We start from the raw sequence: 16,331 nt of genomic DNA, 5'->3' as shown, positions 1-16,331 counted from the left end.
GGGCGGCGCGGGGTGGACCGCGCCGCCCGGCTTGCAGTACTGAGCTTGCAGGCCGATCCAGGCCCGCCACCAGGAACCGCTGCTGCTTGAGGAGTTCGTGGGACATCCCCTCCGCTGACCTGATGGGACGTCGCCACACAGGACGCAGCGTTGGGACGCGGTGGGCCGAGAGGACGGCGGGAAGCTGGCCGAAAGGCGCACCGTCAGGCGCTTGCCGAGAACCCAGGATCCCCAAGCCGCGTACCAGAGCACAGAGGAGGCGGATACTGAACCTCGGTGACTGAGCGCGTATGGGGTGGAACGTGACGCGTTGGAATGAATTACCGAGTTCGCTCGGCGACCCGGAGCGGCAACTGGTTGTGCAGCTACGCCGGCTGAAGGACCGCAGCGGGCTGAGCCTGGCATCGCTCCAGTCAAAGACCGGCTACAGCCGCTCCTCCTGGGAGCGCTATCTCAACGGAAGGTCTCTGCCGCCCAGGCAGGCGGTGGAGGAACTGGCGCGGGTGGCCGGCGTCGAGCCGACACGGCTCCTGGTGCTCCATGATGTGGCCACGCAGGCGTGGCAGAAGGAGACCGGAGCAGCAGAGGCCGCAGAGGCCGCAGAGGCCGCAGAGGCAGCGGATGCACCGGCGCCGAGGGGCGTACGCCGGTCGGTGCTGATCGGCGTCTTCACAACCGCGGTGCTCGGCGCGCTGCTCGTGGGACTACTGCTCGCGGCACCGTGGACGCAGGACGGGGGTCGCCGGAAAGGCTTGGCCGGGGCGAAGCACAGCGCGGCTGTCCCGCCCGATGCGACCTTCGCCTACAAGCCCGGCAAGACCTATCCCTGCGCGGTCAAACGGGAGAACGGCCGCCTGTACGCGGGCTACAGCACCACCCGCACCGCTGTCCTCTCCCAGCCCGGGTGGGATGTCGTGGAGGCCCAGTGCCTGCTGCGTCACCTCGGTTTCGACCCGGGTGGCGCAGACGGCGTCTACGGAGAGAACACCACACGGGCCGTCAAGCGGCTGCAAGACAAGGCGGGCCTGCCGGCCGACGGCATCGTGGGCCCCCACACCTGGCAGGTGCTGCGACGATGAAGGGCAGCGCACCGCATGCCACCACTCCCGCATGCATGCGGCTGGCCGGCGAGTTGCGGGAACTCAGGGCGCGTACGGGCCTGAGCCTGGCCGTGCTGGCCGAGCGCACTCCGTACAGCAAGTCGTCCTGGGATCGCTATCTCAACGGCAAGCAGCTCGCCCCGCGCCAAGCCGTCGAGGCGTTGTGCGCGCTGGCGACCGAGCCGCCCGGACGTTTGATGGCGCTGTGGGATCTGGCCGATCTGGAGTGGAGCGGGCGGGCCCGGAGCGCGGCACCCTCTGTGATCGCGAAGGAGACGGCACGACCCCGGAACCACAGGCCGGGCAACCGCGCCGCAACCGCGGACCGGGCCGAACAGCGGCCGCGCAAGCGGACCACCGTAGGCCGCAGGGGGGCCGTCATCGCCGCCGCCTGCGCGGTCGCGGTCGGTGTCGCAGCGGCGGTGTGGGCCGCAGTCCTGCCGGACGCGGGCGCCGGGGATCCCGTGAGGCAGGCCGCGCTCAGCGCGCCGCCTTCCCCCGGCTGCCGCGCGCGGGGATGCGCGGGCAAGGACCCCGGGCTGATGGGCTGCGGCAACCCCACACAGGTCCGGGCACTCGGCGCGCCACGCCGCACCTCCACCGGGGCATGGACGGAGATCAGGTACAACCCGGCGTGCGATGCCGCGTGGGCCCGGGTGTGGCACACGCACATCGGGGACGCCCTCGAAGTGTCGGCCCCCGGCGGCAAGCCGCAGCGGGCCGAGGTCGCCGACAAGTACGACGCCGAGGGCTATCTCTTCACGCCGATGATCGACGGCAGTGACCTCACCGGGCTGCGGGTGTGCTTCGAACCGGGAGGCGGTGGGGGTCCGGAGTGCTTCCGGCGCTGACCGTAATTGTTGCGGTACCCCCACTGGATCGCTGATCCCGTGGCCCCGGCCGGCAGGGGCCACGGGCGCAGTCACGCTGCCTGTTCAGCAGGTGATGGTGATCCAGGCGACCCGCACCCTGTCCGCCGGGGAGTCGTGGTCCGCCACCCTCGCTCACCTGGTGATGCAGAGCGACGGCAACCTGGTCGTCTACGACGAGAACGGGCACGCCCGCTGGGCGTCGAACACGTCGGGAGCAGGCAACCGTGCTGTCTTCCAGGAGGACGGCAACCTGGTCGTATACAACAGCTCGAACCAGACCCTGTGGTCATCGGGCACCGCGGGACACAACGGCGCCGAACTGGTGCTGCAGGATGACGGCAACGTCGTCATCAGCCAGGGCGGCGCCGCCCTATGGTCTTCCCGCACGGAGCACTGAGCGGGTTCGACGGGGCGGGCGTCGTGAGCCCACTACCCGAGTGGGCTCGCCACGTGATGGCCACGGGATGGGAGTGACCCGTGCGTGCGCCCGACCGTGGCCGTCCGCCGCTGCCGCAGGGACGGACCGCAGTCGCGGGTCAAGGTTCCGTGGTGACCAGTTGGTCGGCCAGGCGGTGGGCTTGGGCCAGCAGCGTGCCGTAAGTGGCGACCTCATCGGGGTCGTTGAGCCTCGAACGGGTCAGATGGCGACGCAGTGCGTCGAGCGTCCTATGGAGTTCCTGTACGGCCTCGCGCAGTTCGCGACTGTTCTCGTGGCCGAAACGGCTTTGGCTGTAGAGCTGAAGCGAATGGGCGGTTTGACGGAGGAATTCGGCGTACTGGTGGGTGAGGGTGGGGTGCGGCCTGGCGGCCGCCCGTTTTCCGGCGGCGGCCTCGAGGACGGTGCGGGTCACGCCGGCGGTGTGCACAGCGGCGTACTCGAGCACGACGACCGCGTCGTCGTAGTCCTTGCCGGGAGCGGACTTCGAGCCGGCGCGGTGACGGAGGTTGATACGCAGGCTTTCCCTGCTGTGGCCGAGGGAGGCGCGGGCCTGGTCCACGAGGCGTTGCAGGCGCAGGGCACGTTCGTGCCAGGCGCCTGCCTCGTCGGTGTCCCATCGGTCGTCGGCCAGTCCGTCGGCGACCGCTCGGAGGATGTCGTGTGCCTCGTGGGTGGCATCGAGCAGGGCGGCGCGGGTGTCCCGCAGGTAGACCGGGGGCCGGACGAGCGCGTTGATGGCGATGCCCACCACGGCGCCGAAGAGCGCCTCGGTGATACGGGCCAGGGAGGTGGTGACGCTGACGGGGCCGTTGGTCAGCACGAACAGGGCGCCGGTGGCGGTGTAGATGCCCTCGCTGCCCAGGCGTCGCCAGTGGCCCAGCAGCACCGCTGTGGGCAGTACCAGCGCCATGGCCGACATCGTGTCGTGCAGCACCAGCGCGACCGCAGTGGCCAGGAAGGTCCCGGTGGCGATGGCCGCGAGCTGCTGCAGACCGCGTGCGAACGACCGGTAGACGGTCGACTCCACCAGGACGATGGCCACCCATGGCGCGACGAACGCCACCGGCGCCTTGAGCCACCAGCCCGCCACGGCCCAGGCGACCCAGGCAGCCAGCGCCGCCTTGACGGCTTGCATCGCCAGGTCCCGCTCCCGGCCCGGTCCGGTACAGGCCCGCTTCACCGTCTGCCCTGCAGACTGCAAGGCGCGTCGCACCGATTGCACCGTCACTCGCATCCACTGCATGCCAGGGCGAGTGCCACCTGTTCGTGCCACGTATGCCGCTGGGTCGCCGGCATCGGACGCCCCTTCCCGCCGAGCGGGATCCGATCGGGTGTCAGATCCAGCCCTTGCGGCGGAAGGACCGATACAGCAGTCCTGCCCCGAGGGCCATCACAGCCAGCGCGCACGGGTAGCCGTAGCGCCAGTCAAGCTCGGGCATGTGTGCGAAGTTCATGCCGTAGATACCAGCGACCAAGGTGGGGATGGCGAGAATCGCGGCCCAGGCGCTGATGCGGCGCATGTCGTCGTTCTGCCAGGTTCCGACCTTCGCCAGATGGGCGTCGAGGACGGAGCTGAGCAGGTCGTCCAGCGCACGGACCTCGGTGTCGGTGCGGGTGAGGTGGTCCGAGACGTCGCGGAAGTACGGCTCCACCTGTGGCGGCCAGTCGTCACGGGATACCGTGAGATGCTGCATGACCGGGACCAGCGGCTGGACGGCGCCGCGAAACTCCACAACCTCGCGCTTGAGCGAGTAGATCTGTTCCGTCAGATCCTCGCGCGTCGGCGAGAACACGCACCGCTCCAGATCCGTGAGGTCCTCGCGGACCTGGGCCGCGGCCTGCTCATAGCCGTCGACGATCACGTCGGCGACCGCGTGCAGGACGCTGACCGGGCCGAGCCCCGCGCTGTGCGGAGCGTCTTCCAGACGGATCGCCGCCTCCACCATGGGGTCTAGGGCGCCGTGCCGGACGGTCAAGACGAACGACGAGCCCAGGAAGATCATGACTTCACCGGTTTCCACGTCGGAGGTCTGCTCGACGAACCACAGCGTCTTCACCGCGACCGCCAGCACGTCTCCGTAGCGTTCCAGCTTCGGCCGCTGGTGCGCCTGGACAGCGTCCTCGATCGCCAGAGGGTGCAGATTCAGGTACTCGCCCAGCCGTTCCAAGTCCTCCTGGCCGGGTTCGTCCATGCGTATCCAGGCGAACTCGTCCTGCTTCAGCACACCGAGTCGGTCCAAAGCGGCCTGGCATCCGCCATCCTCCTGTCGGCAGTCGACCTGCTCACGCTCACCCGTCCGCTCCTGATAGATCACACACTCCATACTCCTTCGGGTGCTTCCGTCACCGGATTCCATGCGCGGACAGGCCCAATCACCACCACAGTGCGCAGTCGGCAACAGCCGACCCAAACCGGCTGGGGGTGGTGGGGCGGGGGGCCCGCCGGGGCACCGCCGCCGGCGTCGGCGCCGCCGCGGGGATCGACAGCACCGCGGGACCCCGCGGCAACCTGGGGGCGTAGGCGAGTCCTCCACGGTTACCCGCGGTGTATGGCGAGGTTGCATCAGGCGCGGAAAGTCCCCAGCGACAGCGACGAGGCGCAGGTCCCCGGGGTGCCGCCGCCCGAGGAGGTCGGCCCCGGGGCCGGCGGTCGAGCAGCCGGCCCCGGACGCGCGGACGAAGCTGCCCAAGCGTTCGTGGGGAGCGGATCCGGTTGTGCTTGTCGGCGCGGACCCGCCCTCGGGCTGGCGATGCGGCGGGGCTGGTGAACGAATCGCGCAGGGCCGCATCCACTGCCCTGAAGTGGGCCGTTCCGGGTACTCGGGCGCTCGATCGAGGACCGGAACGCGGGGAGCGGACCGGCGAGCAGGATGAGACGGACGGGAGGTGATCGCCTTGTCGAGTACGCAGCGGCACGACGCCGGGCCTGGCCGGCAAGGGCCCAGCCCTGACCAGGAGCCGGTGAGCGAGCTGGTGCACAGGGCCTCGCACCAGCTGACGGAGCTGGTGCGAGGCGAACTGCGCTTGGCGCAGGCGGAGATGAAGGAGAAGGGCAGGCGCTACGGCAAGGGCGGGGGCCTGTTCGGCGGAGCCGGAGTAGTCGGCTTCCTGACCCTGCAGGCCCTGGTGGCCACAGCGATCGCCGCGCTCGCGGTTCCGCTGCCGGTGTGGGCGGCGGCACTGATCGTCACCGCGGTGCTGGGTGTGATCGCCGCGGTCATGGCCATGAGCGGAAAGAAGCAGGTCAGCCAGGCTGCTCCACCGACGCCGGAGCAGACGATCGAGAACGTGAAGGCCGACGTGGCCGAAATCAAGGAGAGTGCCCACCGATGACCCAGCCGCCCCACGACGAGAAGACGGCCTCCAGCCCCGAGGAACTGCGCGAGCAGGTGGAGCAGACCCGCGAGGAACTCGGTCAGACGGTCGAGGCACTCGCGGCCAAGACCGACGTCAAGACCCGGGCCCAGGAAAAGGCCACCGACGTCATACAGCAGGCCACGGCCAAAGCCGGCGAGCTGAAGGCACAGACTGCCGTCAAAGCGGGGGAGTTGAAGGCCCAGGCGGCCGACCTGGCACATCAGGCGCAGGACAAGCTGCCCGATCCGGTCAGGGACAAGGCCGCACAGGCCGCCGAGCAGGCCCGCGCGAAAGCCGCTCAGGCGGGCCGGCTGTGGGAGGACAAGGCACCGGAGCCCGTGAAGCAGAGGACGGAACAGGGGGTGCGGCTGGCGCGGGACAACCGCACCCTGCTGTTGACGGCCGCCGGTGCGGCCGGTGCGGTGTGGCTGGCCCGGCGCCGCAAGGGGGGACGGTCGTGAGGGCATCTCGGAGCCCGCGACCACGCTACAGGTGGGGGCCTTCGCCCCGGTCAAGGCTGTCGCCGACCGCGCGGACGCCACTGTGACCCGCCGCCTGACCGGAACGTGGGCCGGCTGACCCAGCACACAAGGGGGGTGCCGGTACGACGTATACCGGCACCCCCTGCCCCGTACTGCGTGCGGTCACGGCGATCCATCCGCTCCCGGCCTCCAACCGCCCGCGGCGCGCGGCTGCTTTGACCCCTCTTGACCGCTTGACGACGTCCTTGCAGGCACTTTCACGTTCACCTCCCGACGGCGGGGTGTCAGGTTCTGGACAAAGATTTGGCCAAGCGGCGGACACGTCATTTCGATCGTGATCAGGTCTCCGGTGACGGCTGTATCACTGTCCGTGTGGGAGGACTTGGTGTCAGCACCAACCGGAAAGAGAAGATGGCTCACGATCTGCGCCATCACCGCATCGGCCGGCCTCGTCGCCCTACCCGCGAGCGCCGCGCCCGGCAAGCACCACAACAGCCCCTTCGGGGCTCGTACGCTCACTCGACTGGCCGGTGAACGCCAGCACTCGATCGGCGGCGTCACCCCCAAGGCAAAGGGGGAGGGCGGCGACGGCGGCAACGAGGCCGATGAGATCGCCGAGGGAGCGGACCAGTACGCCGAGGCCCGCACCGCACCCGGCGTTGTCGCACCGGGGGCATACGGTGCCGCCTGGCAAAGTCTGACCAACCTGAGTGGCACCGGCGGCAGTTGGCGGCACCTCACCGACAAGCCGTACAACTCCGACGACCCCCGCTACCGCGACATCGACTCCAACTCCAGCGGAGGTTCGGGCGACGTCACCGGCCGGATGGCCGCGATGGCCGCGGACGACGACGGCTACGTCTACGCGGGCAGCGCGGGTGGCGGAGTGTGGCGCTCGCGAACCGGTGGCGGGCACTGGCAGCCGATCAGCGACCGCCTGCCCTCGCAGTCCACCGGCGCGCTCGCCCTGGACGGGGCCGGGCGGCTGTGGCTGGGAACCGGCGAGGCGAACACCAATGCGGACGCGTACCTGGGCAGCGGCGTGTACGTGCTGTCCGACCCGCATCACGGGCGCTTCTCCACGCGCAGCAGGGTGGGCGGCGACGAGCTGGAGAGCACCACCATCCGCCAGCTGCGGTTCGGCGGCGGCAAGGTGTGGGCGGCGACCAGCGAGGGTGTGTGGAGCCACTCCACGCAGCACCTCAGCGGCCCCTGGAAGCTGGAGTTCGCGCCCAACCCCGACTATCTGCCGGGTGGTTCGAAGGCAGCCGACGACAGCGCCGCGTACAAGAACATCACCAACGACATCGCCATCGACCCCAAGGACCCCTCGAAGGTGATCCTGGCGGTCGGCTGGCGCAGCGGTGACGACTACAACGGCTTCTACAGCAAGGTCGGCGGTAGCTGGCAGCGGATCACCAGCGGCTTCGGCGACCTGCCGACCGACGCGCACAATGTCGGCACGGTCACCTTCGCGCGCTCTGCCGACGGTTCGCGCTACTACGCCATCGACCAGTCGCCCGCGCAGATGGCGTCCAATCCCGACAGCGGGCTGGAGGGCATCTACGGCGCAGCCTCCCCGTTCGGCCCCTGGACGAAGATCGCCGACTACAAGCAGTTGGCCGCCGACGGCTCGGCGCTGACCACGAGCGGTTACATGCCGGGCGTGCAGGCGTGGTACAACCAGTTCCTGACCGTCGACCCGGCCAACCCCAAGCACGTGTACGCGGGCCTGGAAGAGGTCTACGAGACCAAGGACGGCGGAGCCACCTGGTCTACCGTCGGCCCGTACTGGAACTTCACGTTCCCGTGCTGGAGCATCGACCCGGGCAAGCAGACCGGTGACTGCAGCCAGACCACGCACTCCGACCAGCACGGCGTCGCGATCGGCAGCTACCACGGCAAGAGCTTCGTGTACGTCGGCAACGACGGCGGTGCCTACAAGCGGCCGGTGAACGGGACGCAGGACGTCTCCGGGCACGCCACCGACTGGACCTCGCTCAACGACGGCAGCATCGACACCCTCCACTACTACTCGGTCGGCGTCGGCAAAGACCCCGCGTACGGCGGCGTCTCCGTCACCGGTGGTCTGCAGGACAACGGGCAGTCCGTCCTGCGCGGCAACGACAAGGTGATGGGCTCCAACTTCGGCGGCGACGGCGGCGACACCCTGACCGACCCGGCCAACGGCTGCAACATCGCCGAGGAATACGTCTACCTCTCCGTCCAGGTCACCCAGAACTGCGCTGTCAACGACGGCTCCTGGACCACCGACGCCACCAAGGCGACCTCGTACAACGTCGCCCCGGCCGACAACGCCACCAGTGAGGCCCGTTTCATCGCGCCGCTCGCCAGCGACGCGAAGAGCAGCTCGACCTGGATCGCAGGCGGCCGCCACATCTGGGTGCAGACCCACGGCTATGCCATCCGCAGCGGATCGGAGTGGAAGAGCGTCTACGACCTCGGCGCCGGCCGCAGCGCGACCGCCGTCGCGGCCTCCGGCGGCAAGGTCTACGCGGCCTGGTGCGGCCCCTGCAACGAGCAGGGCTTCGCCCGTGGCATCGCGGTCGGCAACGCGGACGGCACGGGCTGGCACGACATCACCCTGCCCGTGGACGGAACCGTTCCCAACCGCTACCTCAGCGGCTTCGCCGTCGACCCGAAGAACGCCGACCACGTCTTCCTCGCGGTCAACGGCTTCTCCCGGCACTGGACCGAGGGACCCGGCGCGGGCGTCGGCCACGTCTTCGAGTCCAAGGACGGCGGTACGACCTGGACGGACATCTCGGCGAACCTTCCCGACGTACCGGCCAACTCCGCGGTTGTCACGGCGAACGGCGGCATCGCTGTCGCCACCGACCTCGGCGTCGTCTACCGCGCGCCGGGCCGGACGAAGTGGCAGCGCGTCGGCTCCCTTCCGGCCGTCGCCGTGCTCCAGCTGAAGCTGAGCCCCGACGGCCGGACCCTGTACGCGGCGACGCACGGCCGCGGGCTCTACACGATCAGCGTGCGTGACTGCGGCTGACGCATCTGCGCGGCCGACCGCTGGACGGAGGGGTGATCCCGGCTTCCGGGGTTCACCCCTCCTTCGGGTACGGCACCACACTGACGTCCAGTGTGAAGGCGCCGCGCGCCGCACCCGCCACGTCCGGCGCCTTCGCCAGCGCGGTGATCCGTGCTCTGCCGGCCCGGGTGCCCGCGCAGCGCAGCGTGGCGTATGCGGTGCCGTCCGCGTCCACCCGCCACCCGGATACAAGGACGAAAACCGGCGCGGAGCTCTGCACGCCTTTCCAACGCCTGTCATCCAGGCGCGGCTGCAGGACGAGAGACACCACCGTCCCCGGACGCACGCACAACCGCTGTCCGGCCGTTGCACCGGGGCGGACGGCGACCTCCGTGTGTCCGGCGGCACAGCCTTTCACCGAGGTGGACGGCGCGGTGGCCGGCACTGACGGGCTTTTCGCGGTAGGGCTCGCGGCCTTGCTCGGTGGCGCAGGCGCGGAGGTGTGCGTCGGCGCACCGGTCGACGGCCCCGCCGAGTGGCTCGCGGACGGCCCTTGGCCTGATCCTCCATCCGACGGCGAACTGCACGCGGCCAGGACGACCACCCCGGCGACCATCCAGCCCACGGCGCACCAACGCATCCCTGCGCCTCCCGACCCGCTTGTACGAAACCGTCGACCCAGCATGCCCTGCTCTGCGGCCGAAACGCCTGGGATTTGTCCGGAGATTACGGTGGAGGGCGGTTGGGGCCGTGAGAGGTCATGCGCCGGTGAGTATCCGTCAGGACACGTCGGTTGACCAGGGCCGCGGCGGTGGCTGCACCCGGGGCTCACCGCTTGGCGGGCGGGACCGTCGTGCGCAGCTTGTGCCACGTTTTCGCCCTCAGCGTGCCGTCGGGCTCCAGAAGTTCGCTCGTCTGCGGGGAGGTGACGGCGTGCTCGGTATTGGTGCCGTACCAGCCGTCGACACCCGCGGCGCCGAGTCCGTACCCGAGGCGCTGGAGCAGACACTGCGCCTCGGCCACCTCCCTCCGTGCGAACCGGACGTGAGCAGGGCGTCCTGGGTATCGCTGATGCCCGCGTACCAGAGTCCGTCGCGCTGCCGGAAGCGGCACTTGTACGGCGGCCCGTATCGGACGTCGAAGGTGGTCCAACCGGTGCGCCGGCCGGTGGCTTCGTCCGTCACCCGTAGCCGGTGGGTGCCCCGCTGATCCGTGCTGGAACAGGGTCAGGACGGCTTCAGCGACCCGCTGTCGTTGACCGTCCCCGTGGTGGAGACGTTCTTCGGCGTGCGGCCGACCGGCGCGATGATCAGGTCTCGCGGCCCACGATGCCGTCGGCGGTCAACCGGCTCCGCGTCTGGAAGGCGCTGACGTCGAGCCCGCGCACAGCGGCATCCGTGGCCTGCCGCGGCCGCGTTGCCTGGGCCGTCGCCGATACCGCGACCGCGGTGGCCAAAAGCGCGGCGGTGACGGTCACCGCGGTCAACGCGCCGGGCACCCCCCTCCGCACGCCGCGTCTGACAACGGGAGAAGTCCCCAGAAGGTGCCGGGGAGTTCCGAGAGGACGCGCCATCCGTGGATTCCTTTCGCTCACACGCCTGTTTCGGCGGGGGGCATGACGCCGCGCAGCCACCACAGACGAGCAGCCGGGAACGGCATTCCCGCGTCTGCCTCCGAGAACCGTGCCGACGACGTCTTCTTCGCCGTCGGCCACTGGCCTCGTCTCTACGGCAATGCCCGCCCTACCGGCCGCCGTCGACCGCCACATGCTTCCGGGCCGGCTCGTTGTTGCGCGCCCTCGGCTCGCCGTGTGAAACAAACGTCGCGGGGCCCGGCCGAAGGAGTTCGATCGGCTGAAACGTGCTGTTCAGGGATGCGACGGGCGAAAGACGGTGCAACTGTTGTCCTTCACTGTTCGTGCCGACCATGGGGATGGGATGGGACGTCGTGAGGGCCCGCTGGATCCGGCGGCAGGGCCGGTCCAGCGCTTCGCCTTCGAGTTACGCAAGCTGCGCCAGGACGCGGGGGGTCCGACCTACCGGGTCATGGCGCAGTGCACCGACTACTCGGTCGCCACGTTGTCGAGGGCGGCCGCGGGAGAGCAACTGCCGTCCCTGGCGGTGGTGCTGGCCTACGTACGGGCATGCGGCGCGGACCCCAAGGAGTGGGAGCAGCGCTGGCACGCGGCGGCTCAGGAGGTGGCCGCCGAGCCGGAGGGCGCCGACGATACGGACGCCCCCTACCGGGGGCTGGCCCGCTTCGAACCCGCTGATCGGGACTTGTTCTTCGGCCGCGATCAATTCGTGGCCCAACTCGTCGAGTGCGTGCGGACGCGCCGTATCGTCGCGGTGGTGGGCGCGTCGGGCAGCGGTAAGTCCTCCCTTCTGCGCGCGGGGCTCATCCCTGCCCTCCGTACCGACGGTTCGTCACGGCAGGAACTTGCGGCCATCCGGATCCTCGCCCCGGGGTCACACCCGTCGTCCACTCACGCGGATGCGCTGACGGCGAGCCAGGAACCCGGTGACACGGTGGTCGTGGTCGACCAGTTCGAAGAGCTCTTCACCCTGTGCACGGATCAGGCCGAGCGCGCCGCCTTCCTCGACCTGCTGGTGACGGCCGTGGAACCGGAGAGCGGGCTGCGGGTGGTGATCGCGGTGCGAGCGGACTTCTTCGGTCGCTGCGCCGAACATCATCCGCTCGCCGCAGCGCTCAGGGACGCCACCCTCCTCCTCGGCCCCATGGGGCCGGCCGAACTGCGCGAAGCGATCGTCAAGCCGGCCGCATCGGCCGGACTGATCGTCGAGCGCACGTTGACCGCGAGGATCGTCGAGGACGTCGCCGAGGAACCCGGCGGACTTCCCTTGATGTCCCATGCCCTGCTGGAGACCTGGCGCCGACGCAGAGGCCGCGCCCTCACACTGACCGCATACCAGGCGGCAGGCGGCGTCCACGGCGCCCTCACCCACACTGCCGAAGAGCTGTACGCCCAACTCACCCCCGAACAAACGGAAGTCGCCCGGCGCATCCTGCTGCGACTCATCACCCCCGGTGAAGGAGCTCAGGACACCAGCCGCCCCGCCGACCGCGCCGAACTCCACACCCAGAGTGCCACCGGCCGCGCCACGGACACGGCCTCGGTCCTGGAAAGACTGGCCCGCGCACGGCTGATCACACTCGACGGCGACACGGTGCACCTGGCCCACGAGGCCCTGATCACCGCCTGGCCCCGGCTCCGGTCCTGGATCGACGGCGCCCGCGACCGCCTGCGGGTCCAGCGCCAGCTCACCGAAGCCGCCCACACCTGGAACGCACTCGACCAAGACCCCGGGGCCCTGTACCGCGGGACCCGCCTTGCCGCAGCCGAGGAGTGCTTCGCCGACTACCGCGCGGACCTCACCCCCGTCGAACGCGCATTCCTCGACGCCAGCATCGACGCCCGCGAGCAGGAGCGGCGGTCGGCGGCCCGCACGGCCCGCCGCTTCCGGGCCCTGCTGTCCGCGGTGACTGCCCTGCTGGTGCTCGCGTCGACGGCCGCCGTCATCGCCTTTCAGCAGCGCACGTTGGCCCGGGCCGACCGCGACCGTGCTGTGGCCGAGCAGGTGGTGGCCGAGGCAGGCCAGCTCAGCGCGACCGATCCGTCACTGGCGGCGCGGATGTATGTGGCGGCCCATCGGCTGCGGTTCGACCGCGAATCCGCGGCGGGTCTCCTGGACACGCAGAACATCCCACTGTCCTCCGTACTGTCCGGACACACCCAAGCGGTGTACGCGGTGGCGTTCTCACCGGACGGCCGCACCCTCGCAACGGGGGCCGGCGACGACACCATCCGGCTGTGGAACCTGGCCGACCCCGCGCACCCCGTCCCGCTGGGCAGGCCGCTGACCGGGCACACCAGTTGGGTGTACTGGCTGCAGTTCTCGCCCGACGGCCACACCCTGGCGAGTGCGAGCCGCGACCACACGGCACGGCTGTGGGACGTCCGCGATCCGCTGCACCCGAGGGCCTTCGGCAGGCCGCTGTCCAGGCACCGCGACTTCGTGTTCTCCGTGTCGTTCAGCCGCGACGGCCGCACTCTGGCCACCGCCAGTCACGACCACACCGTACGGCTGTGGGACGTCTCCGACCCGGCACACGCCAAGGCGCTGGGCCGGCCGCTCACCGGAGCGAGCGACTCCGTCGCCTCGGCCGCCTTCAGCCCCGACGGCCGCACCGTGGCGGCCCCCGGCCACGACCACATGATCCGCCTGTGGAACGTCGTCGACCGGATGCGCCCGAAGCTCTGGCGGAAGCCGCTGAGCAACCCCGACGTCGTCTACGCGGTCGCGTTCCGAAGGGACAGCCGGCTCATGGCCAGCGTGGGCGACGACCGCAAGGTACGGCTGTGGGACGTCTCCGACCCGGCACACACCAGGACGCTGGGCCGGCCGCTCACCGGCCACAGCAGCACCCTGCTCGCGGTCGCCTTCTCGCCGGACGGCCGGACACTGGCCACCGGCGGCGCGGATCACACCATCCGGCTGTGGGACGTCTCCGACCCGCTGCACCCGTCTGCCGTCGGGCGGCCGCTGATCGGCCACACCGGGTTCGTCAACTGGCTGGCGTTCAGCCCCGACGGGCGGTCCCTGGCCAGCGCGAGCGACGACCACACCGTGCGCTGGTGGCATCTGCCGCGTACTGTGCTGGCCGGCCACATCGGCGCCGTCACCAGCATCGCCTTCAGCGGGGACGGCCGCAGCCTGGCCGGTGCGAGCGACGGGACGGTACGGCTGTGGGACATGCGTGCACCGACGCGCGGCGGGCGGCTGAGCGAACTGCCGACGGAGCACTCCGCCACCCGGGTGGTGTTCCAGCCGAAAGGCCGCCTGCTGGCGAGCGCCGACGCTGATGGCGGCGTGCGCCTCTGGGACGTCTCCGACCCGGGCCATCCCAGGTGTGCCGGCACGGTTCGCACCGGCGGCGCCCACCAGGCCGACGTGCTGGCATTCACCCCCGACGGGCACGTACTGGTCACCGGCGGCCCCCAGTACAGCCTGCGGCTCTGGGACGTCACCGACCCCGCCCACCCCGCCACCCTCGGCAGCCCACTGACCGGTCATATCAGCTTCGTCCACTGGGCGGGCGTCAGCCCGGACGGCCGCACCCTGGCCAGCACCAGCGAGGACGACAAGGTCCGGCTGTGGGACATAGGCGATCCGGTACGCCCTCGGGCCCTGCCGGACATCCGCACCGGTGACACCGGTGGCACACTGTGGGGCGCGTTCAGCCCCGACGGACGGCTGCTGGCCACCGCCGGCGTCGGCCACGACGTCCGCCTGTGGAACGTCTCCGCCCCCGCACACCCCACGGCCTTCGGCAGACCGCTGACCGGCCACACCGACGCGGTCACGTGGGCGGGTTTCAGCCCGGACGGCCGCACGCTCGCCGCTGCCGGCGGCGATCGGACCGTCCTGCTGTGGGACGTGAGCGATCCGGCCCGTCCGGCCTCATGGGGCAAGGGGCTGACCGCCGGACACACCGACGCGATCGAGACCGCCGCCTACGACCCGGACGGGCAACTACTGGTCACAGCGGGACCGGACGGCACGATCGAGCTCACCCCCCTCGGACTCGACCAGGCGATTCAGCGTATCTGCGCGAGCACAACCGGCCTGCTCGCCCCGGAGCAATGGCCGGACTACATACCCGAACTGCCCTACAGTCCGCCCTGCCGCAGCTGAGTGCGGGGGACGCGTCAGTGGGAAGGTGGCGTGGCGGACCCTCAGCCTGCCTTGGGGCCCCGCTGAGGCGCGGGGCCCCACCTTGGTCAGGGTGCGGCTCACCAGTCGCCGGTATGCGGTCATCTGCGCGGAGCGCTCCTTGGAGACCCGGTCTCGGTACCGGGCGACCAGTTTCGAGCCCTCGCGCCCGTGCAGGGCGACGTCATCGCCCCGGCGGGGATCCTGCGCGGCCGGCGCGCCGCTTGGATGCCACTGGGCCGGCAGATAGGTCCAGCCTCGCGCGGTCATACAGCGGGCAATGATCTGCTGTTCCGCGTTGAAGAGCGTCTTCTGGTCGGTGGGGCTGACGCTCGCCGACGCCGCGGCGGTCGGTCCGACGGGCGCCGGATGCGTCGAGCAGGAGGTGACGAGGGCGGCGTAGACGAGGGACCCGGCCACGACGCGGCGCACAACTGCCGCTCCGCTCGTGGAACCTCCTCGGGCGGCCCTACATCTCTCTGTCCGGGAAGGCAGAAGCGAGCGGCACTCGGCCGCCGTAGGGGTGTCCTCACCCAGAGAGGAATTCATGGCACGGCGGACAGCAGCTGTCTCCGCGATCGGCCTGGCGGTGCTTCTGGCAGCCACCGCCTGTGGTGGGAGCCAGACCGTCTCCACCCGGCCGACGACCGGACCGCGGCAGACCACCGCTCCCACCACCGGGCCAAAGGTGTCCTCGCCGGGCTCGTCGGATGCTGAGGGGGCCGCCGCCTGCGGGACGCGGCAGCTGCGGTGGAAACTGACGCGTCTCGACGGCAAGCCGGACAACGCGCCGACGGCCCTGCTCAGCGCCATGAACACCGGCCCCCGGCCCTGCGCCTTCGACGGCTACCCCGACATCGACGTCTACGTGGGCAAGGGACCGAGCGTCTCGTCGAAGCCGAAGAGCAGCACGTCCGTCCGGCTGGTGCTGAACGCGGGCCATGCCGTCGAGTTCCCGCTCTTCTACGAGCCTACCGCCGGCCCGCACGGGAGCTGCTTCATTCCGGGCGACAACGACCCCCGCATCTCCGTGCGGCCGCCGCACGCCGCTGCTCGCGACTACGGGGCCTTCGCGCAGCTGACCGACGCTAACGGCCGCCGTCTGAAGGCGCAGGTGTGCGGGACCGCTCTCCAGCTGGGCTCGCCTCAACTGCGCTAGGCGATATGGCTGTTTATCGTGCACATGCCCATTCGGTCATGCGATCATGGTGACTGCGACCGCTGACCACGGTCGACAGGAAACCGTCTTCCGGCGGCACGAGGGGGAGCAATGCGACAGGGGCGCTGCCTCGTGCAGTGAGCCCTGTGCAGTGAGCTGTGCGGGAATGTCCACGCCTGCCCG

The 16,331-nt window shown here is 70.5% G+C and carries 14 protein-coding genes; 9 read left to right on the top strand and 5 right to left on the bottom strand.

What is annotated here, in order from left to right; translation table 11 throughout:
• The first annotated feature begins 290 nt into the window (after positions 1-290).
• The 3 genes from ACIP94_RS34910 to ACIP94_RS34900 all read left to right on the top strand — a co-directional run bounded on the left by ACIP94_RS34910 (position 291) and on the right by ACIP94_RS34900 (position 2,369).
• Positions 291-1,079 carry a peptidoglycan-binding protein gene (locus ACIP94_RS34910; RefSeq protein ID WP_402434943.1) on the top strand — a complete coding sequence of 263 codons (789 nt, stop codon included), beginning with the start codon at positions 291-293 and terminating at the stop codon, positions 1,077-1,079.
• A complete protein-coding gene (locus ACIP94_RS34905) occupies positions 1,076-1,951 on the top strand; it encodes a helix-turn-helix domain-containing protein (protein WP_402434940.1) in 876 nt (291 codons plus the stop codon). Before ACIP94_RS34910 ends, ACIP94_RS34905 begins: the two co-directional genes overlap by 4 nt.
• 94 nt (positions 1,952-2,045) lie before the next feature.
• Complete coding sequence (locus ACIP94_RS34900) at positions 2,046-2,369, top strand: hypothetical protein (protein ID WP_402434937.1); 324 nt, start codon at positions 2,046-2,048, stop codon at positions 2,367-2,369.
• A gap of 139 nt (positions 2,370-2,508) precedes the next feature.
• Here ACIP94_RS34900 and ACIP94_RS34895 read toward each other — a convergent pair whose 3' ends face one another.
• The gene (locus ACIP94_RS34895; protein WP_402434934.1) at positions 2,509-3,546 is read right to left on the bottom strand and encodes an aromatic acid exporter family protein; all 1,038 of its coding nucleotides are present in this window, start codon (positions 3,544-3,546) and stop codon (positions 2,509-2,511) included.
• Positions 3,547-3,745: 199 nt separating this feature from the next.
• On the bottom strand, positions 3,746-4,735 hold the full coding sequence (locus ACIP94_RS34890) for a magnesium and cobalt transport protein CorA (RefSeq protein ID WP_402434931.1): 990 nt from the start codon (positions 4,733-4,735) through the stop codon (positions 3,746-3,748).
• 637 nt (positions 4,736-5,372) lie between these two features.
• Here ACIP94_RS34890 and ACIP94_RS34885 point away from each other — a divergent pair.
• The 3 genes from ACIP94_RS34885 (at position 5,373) to ACIP94_RS34875 (ending at position 9,275) form a co-directional block, all read left to right on the top strand.
• On the top strand, positions 5,373-5,744 hold the full coding sequence (locus ACIP94_RS34885) for a phage holin family protein (RefSeq protein ID WP_402434928.1): 372 nt from the start codon (positions 5,373-5,375) through the stop codon (positions 5,742-5,744).
• Positions 5,741-6,229 (top strand): DUF3618 domain-containing protein, encoded by a 489-nt coding sequence (locus ACIP94_RS34880; RefSeq protein WP_402434925.1) that lies wholly within the window; start codon positions 5,741-5,743, stop codon positions 6,227-6,229. The genes ACIP94_RS34885 and ACIP94_RS34880 overlap by 4 nt, the downstream gene beginning before the upstream one ends.
• Positions 6,230-6,635: 406 nt before the next feature.
• Entirely contained in the window at positions 6,636-9,275 is a 2,640-nt protein-coding gene (locus tag ACIP94_RS34875; protein WP_402434920.1) for a glycosyl hydrolase, read from the top strand.
• A 52-nt stretch (positions 9,276-9,327) separates the two neighbouring features.
• Here the strand turns inward: ACIP94_RS34875 and ACIP94_RS34870 are convergent, their stop codons facing one another.
• The 3 genes from ACIP94_RS34870 to ACIP94_RS34860 form a co-directional block, all read right to left on the bottom strand.
• The gene (locus ACIP94_RS34870) at positions 9,328-9,489 is read right to left on the bottom strand and encodes a hypothetical protein (RefSeq protein WP_402434917.1); all 162 of its coding nucleotides are present in this window, start codon (positions 9,487-9,489) and stop codon (positions 9,328-9,330) included.
• 593 nt (positions 9,490-10,082) lie between these two features.
• A complete protein-coding gene (locus ACIP94_RS34865) occupies positions 10,083-10,277 on the bottom strand; it encodes a peptidoglycan-binding protein (RefSeq protein WP_402434915.1) in 195 nt (64 codons plus the stop codon).
• Positions 10,278-10,563: 286 nt separating this feature from the next.
• Positions 10,564-10,740 (bottom strand): hypothetical protein, encoded by a 177-nt coding sequence (locus ACIP94_RS34860; RefSeq protein ID WP_402434912.1) that lies wholly within the window; start codon positions 10,738-10,740, stop codon positions 10,564-10,566.
• Between the two features lie 451 nt (positions 10,741-11,191).
• Here ACIP94_RS34860 and ACIP94_RS34855 point away from each other — a divergent pair, with 451 nt between their 5' ends.
• The 3 genes from ACIP94_RS34855 to ACIP94_RS34845 all read left to right on the top strand — a co-directional run bounded on the left by ACIP94_RS34855 (position 11,192) and on the right by ACIP94_RS34845 (position 16,148).
• Complete coding sequence (locus tag ACIP94_RS34855; RefSeq protein ID WP_402434909.1) at positions 11,192-14,971, top strand: WD40 repeat domain-containing protein; 3,780 nt, start codon at positions 11,192-11,194, stop codon at positions 14,969-14,971.
• Positions 14,972-15,269: 298 nt separating this feature from the next.
• A complete protein-coding gene (locus tag ACIP94_RS34850) occupies positions 15,270-15,392 on the top strand; it encodes a hypothetical protein (RefSeq protein WP_402434906.1) in 123 nt (40 codons plus the stop codon).
• Positions 15,393-15,536: 144 nt separating this feature from the next.
• Positions 15,537-16,148, top strand: a complete 612-nt coding sequence (locus ACIP94_RS34845) for a DUF4232 domain-containing protein (RefSeq protein WP_402434903.1) — start codon at positions 15,537-15,539, stop codon at positions 16,146-16,148.
• Positions 16,149-16,331: the final 183 nt, after the last annotated feature.

The organism is Streptomyces sp. NPDC093261, from assembly GCF_044753645.1.
Classification (GTDB): domain Bacteria; phylum Actinomycetota; class Actinomycetes; order Streptomycetales; family Streptomycetaceae; genus Streptomyces.
This window is presented reverse-complemented; position numbering and strand designations above follow the sequence as displayed.

Bases quoted from the DNA above. Each gene is read 5' to 3' on its own strand.
- ACIP94_RS34880 (WP_402434925.1), top strand. From the start codon at position 5,741: ATGACCCAGCCGCCCCACGACGAGAAGACGGCCTCCAGCCCCGAGGAA.
- ACIP94_RS34900 (WP_402434937.1), top strand. From the start codon at position 2,046: ATGGTGATCCAGGCGACCCGCACCCTGTCCGCCGGGGAGTCGTGGTCC.
- ACIP94_RS34845 (WP_402434903.1), top strand. From the start codon at position 15,537: ATGGCACGGCGGACAGCAGCTGTCTCCGCGATCGGCCTGGCGGTGCTT.
- ACIP94_RS34905 (WP_402434940.1), top strand. From the start codon at position 1,076: ATGAAGGGCAGCGCACCGCATGCCACCACTCCCGCATGCATGCGGCTG.
- ACIP94_RS34855 (WP_402434909.1), top strand. From the start codon at position 11,192: ATGGGACGTCGTGAGGGCCCGCTGGATCCGGCGGCAGGGCCGGTCCAG.
- ACIP94_RS34910 (WP_402434943.1), top strand. From the start codon at position 291: ATGGGGTGGAACGTGACGCGTTGGAATGAATTACCGAGTTCGCTCGGC.
- ACIP94_RS34850 (WP_402434906.1), top strand. From the start codon at position 15,270: ATGATCTGCTGTTCCGCGTTGAAGAGCGTCTTCTGGTCGGTGGGGCTG.
- ACIP94_RS34890 (WP_402434931.1), bottom strand. From the start codon at position 4,735: ATGGAGTGTGTGATCTATCAGGAGCGGACGGGTGAGCGTGAGCAGGTC.
- ACIP94_RS34895 (WP_402434934.1), bottom strand. From the start codon at position 3,546: ATGCAAGCCGTCAAGGCGGCGCTGGCTGCCTGGGTCGCCTGGGCCGTG.